Genomic DNA, 7,569 nt, shown 5'->3' with positions numbered 1-7,569 from the left:
ACCATCAACAGCTTTTCGCCCTCGACGCCTTCGCCGTCGAACGGACGCGAGGCCTGGCCACGTCGCCGGAGCGGCTCGTCGGTGACGGTGATGGCGGAGGCGGCCACCTGCTTGCCCATCATGTCGCGCAGGAACGAGGTCTTGCGCGCGACCGAGGCGCCGTTGATGGCGCCGGCGAGATGGCCGGCGATGCCGCGCGCGACGCGTGGGTCGAACACCACGTCGACCGGCCCGGTCGCCGCCTTGCGCGCGCCGATGCGGCGCACGGCGCGCTCGCCGGCCTTGCGGCCGATGTCCTCGGGCGCATCGAGATCTGCAAAATGCTGGCGCGAGGAGAATTCATAGTCGCGCTCCATGCCGGTGCCCTCGCCGGCGATAACGCTGGCCGAGCGCGAAAAACGCGAGCCGACATAGTGGCCGAGGAAGCCGTGCGAGGTGGCCAGCACCAGGCCGCCCAGCCCGGCACCGGCGCTGGCGCCGGCCGAATTGGTCACGCCCTTGACGGCAAGCGCTGCCGCTTCCGCCGCCAATGCGGCTTCCTTCAACTGGTCTGCCGACACTTCGGTGGCGTCGAACAGGTCGAGATCGCGCGTCTGTTTGGCGAGCAATGCCGGATCGGCCAGCCCTTGATAGGGATCCTGCGGCGACACTTTCGCCATCGCCACGGCGCGCTCGGCCAGCGTTTTCGGGTCGGACGCCGCTGTCGCCGAGACACTCGCCACGCGGCCGCCGACGAAAACGCGCAGCGCCACATCCTCGCTTTCGGAAGCTTCGGTAGCCTCGACCTTGCCGAGACGCACCGACACACCGGTCGAGCGGCCGCGCACGGCCACCGCGTCGGCGGCATCGGCGCCGGCCTTTTTGGCAGCCTCGACCAGGGCCGCGACGCGGTCGGTCAATTTTGCTGCGTCTGATATGTCGGTCATGCCTGAAATCCTGCTGGTGCGGCCGGTGTGCGGCCGTTGCCCACCCATCTATTGTTCCGGTCCGGCTTGTGCAATGGCATAGGCTTCAATCAAAATGCAGGGCGGACGGTTCAAACCGCGAACCCTGTGACGCAAAATCGGTTCGCAGCCTGCACGGAGCATTTCGATGACGCCTTTCCATCTCGCCTTCCCGGTCCGTGATCTCGATGAAACCCGCGTTTTCTATGGCGAGGTGCTGGGCTGCGCGATCGGCCGCTCGTCAGCGACCTGGGTCGACTTCGACCTCTACGGTCACCAGATGTCGGCGCATCTGCGGCCGCAGGCCGCACAGGCCCCCAGCGACGGCAAGGTCGACGGCATTGTCGTGCCGATCCCGCATTTCGGCGCGGTGCTCTTGATGGACGACTGGCAGCGCCTGGCGACACGGCTGGAGGCGCGCGACGACATCGACTGGCTGGAACGGCCGATGGTCCGCTTCAAGGGCGAGCCCGGCGAACAGGCAACGCTGTTCATCCGCGACCCCTCGGGCAATGCCTTGGAATTCAAGGGCTTTCGCTCGCTGGAGCAGGTTTTCGCGCACTAGCTCAGATCGAGGGCATCCATCGATCAACGGCCGAAACGGCCCGCCGCGAAAGGTGCGAGCCGAGCCGGATCGCCGCGTCCGCCGATCAAGTCGGCGACCAGCCGCGCGGTGATCGGAGCCAGCGTCAGGCCGAGATGGCCGTGCCCGAAAGCATGAATTACGCGGGAGCTGCCGCGCGAAGCGCCGATGACCGGCCTGGAATCCGGCAGGGACGGCCGGAAGCCGAGCCATTGCGAGGCAGGCGAGCCGAGCCTGGGAAAAATTTGCCTGGCGCCACGGTCAAGCAGCGCCAGCCGGCGCGGATTTGGCGGCGCGACCAGGCCGCCGAGTTCGACGGTGCCGGCGACCCGCAAGCGGCCAGCCATCGGCGTCAGGTAGAAACCAAGATCGACGGGACAGACAGGTCGGTTGAGCAGCGGCGCGTCGGTCTGGAATTCCAGATGATAGCCGCGCTCGGTCTCGAGCGGAATCCTGTCGCCGGCCTGCGCGGCCAGTGCGCGCGACCGTGCACCGGCGGCGATCACCACCGTGCCAGCCTTGATGCGAACGCCGGGTCCGCTGAGCTGCACACCGTCAGCCTCGACCTGCAGCCCGGTGATCTCTGCCTGCTTCACCGATGCACCACGGGCACTCACCGCGCCCAGCAACCGCCGCATCACCATTGCCGGATCGGTGACATTGATCGAGTCGGGAAAATACACGCCATGCGCTGCTGTCGCCGGCAGGCCCGGCTCAAGCGCCGCCACCTCTTCGGGAGTCAGGACCTCTTGGTGGATGCCAAACCCAGCGCGCATTGCCCGGCCGCCGGCGCCAGCGGCAAAATCGCTCAAGCGGCGATAGAGGTAAAGACAGCCATTGCGGCGCATCTGGTCCTCCAGCCCGGCCTCCCCGACCATGTCTTCCCAGGCTGGAAGGGCGTCGGCCAGCAGTCCGGCGAGCGCCAGTGCATTGGCCCGGGTGGCCGCCGGCAGCGATTGCCGCATGAACCGAACGAGCCATGGCGCCAGCTGCAGCAGCGCCGGCCAGCGCAGCGAAAACGGGCTGTCGGGATCAAGCAGCAGCTTTGGCAATGCCCGCAGCACCGCAGGAGTGCCGACCGGCATGCAGGCATATTCGGCGATCGTTCCGGCATTGCCGAACGACGCGCCGGAGCCCGGCTCGTTCGGATCGATGAGCAGGACTTCGCGGCCGTCCGCGACAAGGCGAAGTGCCGTCGCCAGCCCGACAACTCCGGCGCCGACAATGGCGATTTCGACCGTTTCAGAAGCAGCCACTGTAGATCTTCCCGATTGACCTTGAAATCCAGTACCGATCATGTGGTCTCTTGGTTCGGGGTCACGGTCCAGTCTTGATCCCTGGAATCGAATAGGCCAGATCTTTCCGCCCTCAGGCGACAGGCGTCCAGATCACGTCCTCGATTTTTTGCGCGCCGGTCGCCAGCATCGCCAGCCGGTCGAAGCCGAGTGCGATGCCGCTGGCCGGCGGCATGATGGCAAGGGCTGAGAGAAAATCCTCGTCCAGCGGATAGCGCTCGCCATAGACGCGCTGCTTCTCGTCCATCTCGATAACAAAGCGCCGGCGCTGCTCGTCGGCGTCGGTCAGTTCGCCAAAGCCGTTGGCGAGTTCGACGCCGCAGCAATAGAGCTCGAAACGCTCGGCGACGCGCGGGTCGCGCTGGCTCGGCCGCGCCAGTGCCGCCTCGGCGACGGGATATTCGCACAGGATGGTCGCGCGGCCCTGCCCGAGCAACGGCTCGATTTTTTCCACCATCACCCGGCTGAACAGATCGGCCCAGCTGTCGTCGGGCGCGGTGCGCAGGCCGGCATAGGTCAAGGCGGCGTGCAGCGCGTCGCGGTCGGTGCTGCCGTCGGCGGCGACCGTGGCCAGCAGGTCGATGCCGGCATAGTGGGCGAAAGCGTCCGCCACCGTCAGTCGTTCCGGCTCGGCAAACGGATCGCAGTCGCGGCCCCGGAAAGAGAAAAGAGTCGCCCCTGTCCTTGTCGCGGCCAGCGCCAGAAAGGCCGCACAATCCAGCATCAGGCTCTCATAGGCCTCGCCCACCCTGTACCATTCGAGCATGGTGAATTCGGGATGATGCAAGGGGCCGCGCTCGCGGTTGCGATAGACCGGACCGAAGCTGAAAATCCTGGTTTCACCGGCGGCGAGCAGCTTCTTGCAGGCGAATTCCGGCGAGGTGTGGAGATAGAGTGGCGCCCTTGCACCGTCCGGCCCGACCGCTTCCGTGGCGAAAGCCGCCAGATGCGCCTCATTGCCGGGCGAGACCTGCAGCGCCGCCGTTTGCACCTCGACGAAATCATGGGCGGCGAACCAGTCGCGCAGGCCGGCGGCGATGCCATTGCGCAGCATCAGCCGCGGGCGGCGGTCGGCGTGAACGTCAGGCGTCCACCAGGGCGAAGCTTCGGTCATGCGGCTCGGAACATGGTGGAAGGGGGCTGGCGGCGGCGGCCAAGATGCGGTAGGCCCCCATCCAGCGCCGCACTAGCCGGCAAACGCCAGTCAACTCTTCTTGCAGGATTTAAAACCGTGGTGAAAGTCATCGCCAGTTCGCTCCGCAAAGGCAATGTCGTCGACAAGGACGGCAAGCTTTATGTGATCCTCTTTGCCGAAAACATCCACCCAGGCAAGGGCACGCCGGTAACGCAGCTCGACATGCGCCGCATCGGCGACGGGGTGAAGGTTTCGGAACGCTACCGCACCACCGAGCAGGTCGAGCGCGCCTATGTCGAAGAGCGCGAGCACACCTTCCTCTACCGCGACGGCGAAGGCTTTCACTTCATGAACCCGGAAACCTACGACCAGGTGGCGGTGTCGGAAGCCGTGGTCGGCGACATGGCACCTTACCTGCTGGAAGGCATGGCCGTGCAGGTGTCGCAGTTCAACGGCATTGCCATTTCCCTGGTGCTGCCGCAGCGCGCCACCTTCGAAGTGGTGGAAACCGAGCCGACGACCAAGGGACAGACGGCCTCGTCGTCCTACAAGCCGGCCGTGCTGTCCAACGGCGTGCGCACCCTGGTGCCCCCCCACATCGCGCCGGGCACCCGCGTGGTGGTGATGACGGCGGATGGGGCTTATGTGGAGCGGGCGAAGGACTGAAGACGAGCGGTGGGGTTACGGGTTTACCGGCCAGCCCTGCGTTTCACCAGGGCTCACCCTTGTCCTCTTCCGCTGTCTCCCCTTGAACGCGGCGCCTCCGCCCGCACAGTGATATTTTTCACGAAGCGTGTCGCAATGACCCTGCGCGGTCCGTCCTTTGAGCGAAGAAGGAGAACGCCATGCGAAAACTTATCGTCACCGAATTCATCAGCGTCGATGGCATTGCCGAGGTCGAGAAGCTGCCAAGCATGACTTGGAACGACGAGATGAACAGGTTCAAGGAGGACGAGCTTGCCGACACCGGCGCCATGCTTTTGGGGCGCACGACCTATGAGATCTTTGCCGGCTCCTGGCCGACGGAAACCGGAGATTTTGCCGAACGGTTCAACGCGCTGCCGAAATATGTCGCGTCGAACAGCCTGAAGGCGCTCGACTGGAAGCCTGCCGAATTGCTGAAGGGACCGCTGCCGGAAGCGGTCAGGACGCTGAAGCAAGGCAGCGGCGGCAACATCTATGTGCATGGCAGCCTCAGCGTCGCGCAGGAATTGCTGCGCCATGGCCTGGTCGACCGCGTCAGGCTGCTCAGTTATCCCGGCACCGTCGGCCAAGGCAAGCCGCTGTTCCCAGGCGGCGAACCGGTGTCGCTCGAACTGATTTCGGCCACGCCGTTCAGCAACGGCGTTGTGGCGCTGGAGTATGCGCCGGTGGCGGCTAAGTCGTAATCGGTTGGAGCCTTTCAGATCGAATGGGGAGATGCATCCTCACCCGACCTGCTTGCCCCGTCTCCCCTTGATGGCGGCGCTATTCCTCGCCTCCACCGCCTTCTCCACCTGCCGCTTCAGTTCGTCCTTGATATCCACCGTCTCGTTCATCAGCGCGTCGATCTTCAGGAAATCGAGGACCCGGTATCTCGACACTGCCGGGCGGACCAGGATGTCGGGGCGGCATTGCTTCAGCTTGTTGGCGATGATCGACTGCATCATCAATTGCGTGGCGCCGAACATCAGGTCGACGGAGGTCGGCTGTTTGCGGTCGGCCTCTTCCGGCGCGCCGACGACGTCGACGCCGATGATGATGTCGGCGTCGTTCTCGATCAGGTCGAACGGCACGGGGTTGTAGATGCCGCCGTCGATCAGCAGCCTGCCGTCGCGCATCACCGGACGGAACACGGCAGGGATGGCCGCTGACGCCGCCAGCGCGGAGTGCAGGTCGCCGTCTTCGAAGACGGCCAGCTTGTGACCGAAATAGTCGGTCGCCGTCACCTTCAGCGGGATCTTCAGCTCGGCAAAGGTTTCGGGGATGGCCTCGGGCAGAAAGGCTTTCAGGATGCGCTCGACATTGAACTGGCTGACGCGGATGCCGTTCTGCATGGCTTCGGCTATCGTGCCCGGCCGCGCCCGCCACATGCGGCTGGCCACCTCGGCGCGGCGGCCGAGGATCGAGCGGGCGTAGTCGTGGATGTCCTTGCCGGCCATACCCGATGCCATGCCGGCACCCATGATGGCGCCGATCGACGAGCCGGCAATCGCCACCGGCTTGATGCCGAGCTCGTCCAGCGCCTCGATGACATGGATGTGGGCCAGCCCGCGCGCGCCGCCGCCGCCGAAGGCGATGCCGAAGGTGGGGCTCATCCCTTGCCGGCTCCGGCCAGTTTCGGGCCGATGACCATGATGGTCGGCTCGGTGGTCAGCAGCTTTTTCGCCGCCGCCTTGACCTGTTCGAGCGTCACCGCATTGATGTAGCCGGCGCGGCGCTGCATGTAGTCGATGCCGAGATCGTCGAGCTGCAACTCGACCAATGTCGAGGCGATGGCGCTGGACGAGTCCAGATTGTTGATGGCGTAGGCGCCGATCATGTATTTCTTGGTCGCCGCCAGTTCCGCTTCGGTCGGGCCTTGTTCGGCCAATTGCTTGACGACATCGCGGACGATGCCAAGCGTCTCGGCCGCACGGTCGGACCGGGTGCCGGTGCTGACGATCAACGCGTTAGCGTGGTCCTGGTTGATGAGCGAGGAGTTGACACTGTAGGCCAGTCCGCGCTTTTCGCGCACTTCCTGGAACAGGCGCGAGGTGAAGGTGCCGCCGCCGAGGATCTCGTTCATCAGCACGGCGGGGAAGAAATCCGCCGCCTTGCGCTTCACGCCGGGAAAGGCGAGCTGCAGGGAGGTCTGCGGCAGGTCGTAGTCGACCTCGATATGCTGCGCCAGCTTCGGGTCGATATCGGCCACAGGCCTCAGCGCCTGGTTCTGCGGCAGGTCGCCGAACACCATGTCGAGCTTCTTCTTCAGCGTCTCCGCGTCGATGGCGCCGACTACGGCGACATGCAGGCCGCCGCGCGCGAACACCGCTTTGTGCAGGCCTTTCAGATCATCGGACGTGATGGCGGCGATGCTTTCCTTGGTGCCCTGATCGGAGCGGGAATAGGGATGGTCGCCATAGAGGGCGCGCGCCCATTTGTTCTGCGCCACCGTGTCCGGGTCGTTTTCGCCGGCGATGATGCCGGACAGGATCTGGGAACGGATGCGGTCGATCGGCAACTGGTCGAAGCGCGGCTCGTTGACCGCCAGCCGCAGCAGGTCGAAGGCCTGGTCGCGCTGCTCGGCCAGCATGCGCATCGAGCCGTAGATGCCGTCGCGGCTCTCGTCGAAGCTCATCTCGGCGCCGGCATCGTCGAGCTTGATCTGGAAGTCTTCACTATCGAGCGGGCCGGCGCCTTCGTCGAACAGGCCGGTCATCAGATTGGCCAGTCCTTCCTTGCCGACAGGATCCTGCGTCGAGCCGCCGCCAAAGACGAAGCGGATGGCCACGACCGGCACGGAATAATCCTCGACCAACCAGGCGGTGATGCCCTTTGGCGAGGTGACGGACTGGATCTCCATGGCCCGCGCGGTGAGCGCCGGCAGGATGAGGAAGAGGATGGAGAGAAAGAGGGTGGTGAGTGCACGCC

General features: G+C 65.3%; 8 protein-coding genes. 3 read left to right on the top strand and 5 right to left on the bottom strand.

Features of this window, described 5'->3' with window-relative positions:
- A partial coding sequence (locus tag ENZ75_RS14020) for a TldD/PmbA family protein (protein WP_164887817.1) occupies window positions 1-926 on the bottom strand: 926 nt, incomplete at its 3' end.
- A gap of 166 nt (window positions 927-1,092) precedes the next feature.
- On the opposite strand from ENZ75_RS14020, the gene ENZ75_RS14015 reads away from it, so the two are divergent.
- Complete coding sequence (locus ENZ75_RS14015; RefSeq protein ID WP_013532348.1) at window positions 1,093-1,509, top strand: VOC family protein; 417 nt, start codon at window positions 1,093-1,095, stop codon at window positions 1,507-1,509.
- Window positions 1,510-1,532: 23 nt separating this feature from the next.
- On the opposite strand, the gene ENZ75_RS14010 is transcribed toward ENZ75_RS14015, so the two are convergent.
- Both ENZ75_RS14010 and epmA read right to left on the bottom strand, forming a co-directional pair.
- Complete coding sequence (locus ENZ75_RS14010) at window positions 1,533-2,783, bottom strand: FAD-dependent oxidoreductase (protein WP_082826431.1); 1,251 nt, start codon at window positions 2,781-2,783, stop codon at window positions 1,533-1,535.
- A gap of 112 nt (window positions 2,784-2,895) precedes the next feature.
- Entirely contained in the window at window positions 2,896-3,936 is a 1,041-nt protein-coding gene (epmA, locus tag ENZ75_RS14005) for an EF-P lysine aminoacylase EpmA (protein WP_063167725.1), read from the bottom strand.
- A 117-nt stretch (window positions 3,937-4,053) separates the two neighbouring features.
- Between epmA and efp the strand changes: the two genes are divergently transcribed.
- Together efp and ENZ75_RS13995 are read left to right on the top strand one after the other, a co-directional pair.
- Entirely contained in the window at window positions 4,054-4,623 is a 570-nt protein-coding gene (efp, locus tag ENZ75_RS14000) for an elongation factor P (RefSeq protein WP_013532351.1), read from the top strand.
- A 179-nt stretch (window positions 4,624-4,802) separates the two neighbouring features.
- On the top strand, window positions 4,803-5,345 hold the full coding sequence (locus ENZ75_RS13995; RefSeq protein ID WP_063167724.1) for a dihydrofolate reductase family protein: 543 nt from the start codon (window positions 4,803-4,805) through the stop codon (window positions 5,343-5,345).
- A gap of 39 nt (window positions 5,346-5,384) precedes the next feature.
- On the opposite strand, the gene ENZ75_RS13990 is transcribed toward ENZ75_RS13995, so the two are convergent.
- Together ENZ75_RS13990 and ENZ75_RS13985 are read right to left on the bottom strand one after the other, a co-directional pair.
- Window positions 5,385-6,254 carry a patatin-like phospholipase family protein gene (locus ENZ75_RS13990; RefSeq protein WP_013532353.1) on the bottom strand — a complete coding sequence of 290 codons (870 nt, stop codon included), beginning with the start codon at window positions 6,252-6,254 and terminating at the stop codon, window positions 5,385-5,387.
- Window positions 6,251-7,569: pitrilysin family protein (locus ENZ75_RS13985; RefSeq protein WP_245481154.1), on the bottom strand; the 1,319-nt coding region annotated here is incomplete at its 5' end. The genes ENZ75_RS13990 and ENZ75_RS13985, both read right to left, overlap by 4 nt.

Source organism: Mesorhizobium sp. M7A.F.Ca.CA.002.04.1.1, assembly GCF_004022805.1.
GTDB classification, from domain to species: domain Bacteria; phylum Pseudomonadota; class Alphaproteobacteria; order Rhizobiales; family Rhizobiaceae; genus Mesorhizobium; species Mesorhizobium ciceri.
Note: the sequence above shows the minus strand (reverse complement) of the source record. Positions and strands in the feature narration are given on the sequence as shown.

What these genes read in the sequence shown, in the direction of transcription:
- ENZ75_RS14015 (WP_013532348.1), top strand. Translation starts at nt 1,093, where the DNA reads ATGACGCCTTTCCATCTCGCCTTCCCGGTCCGTGATCTCGATGAAACC.
- epmA (WP_063167725.1), bottom strand. Translation starts at nt 3,936, where the DNA reads ATGACCGAAGCTTCGCCCTGGTGGACGCCTGACGTTCACGCCGACCGC.
- ENZ75_RS13995 (WP_063167724.1), top strand. Translation starts at nt 4,803, where the DNA reads ATGCGAAAACTTATCGTCACCGAATTCATCAGCGTCGATGGCATTGCC.
- ENZ75_RS13990 (WP_013532353.1), bottom strand. Translation starts at nt 6,254, where the DNA reads ATGAGCCCCACCTTCGGCATCGCCTTCGGCGGCGGCGGCGCGCGCGGG.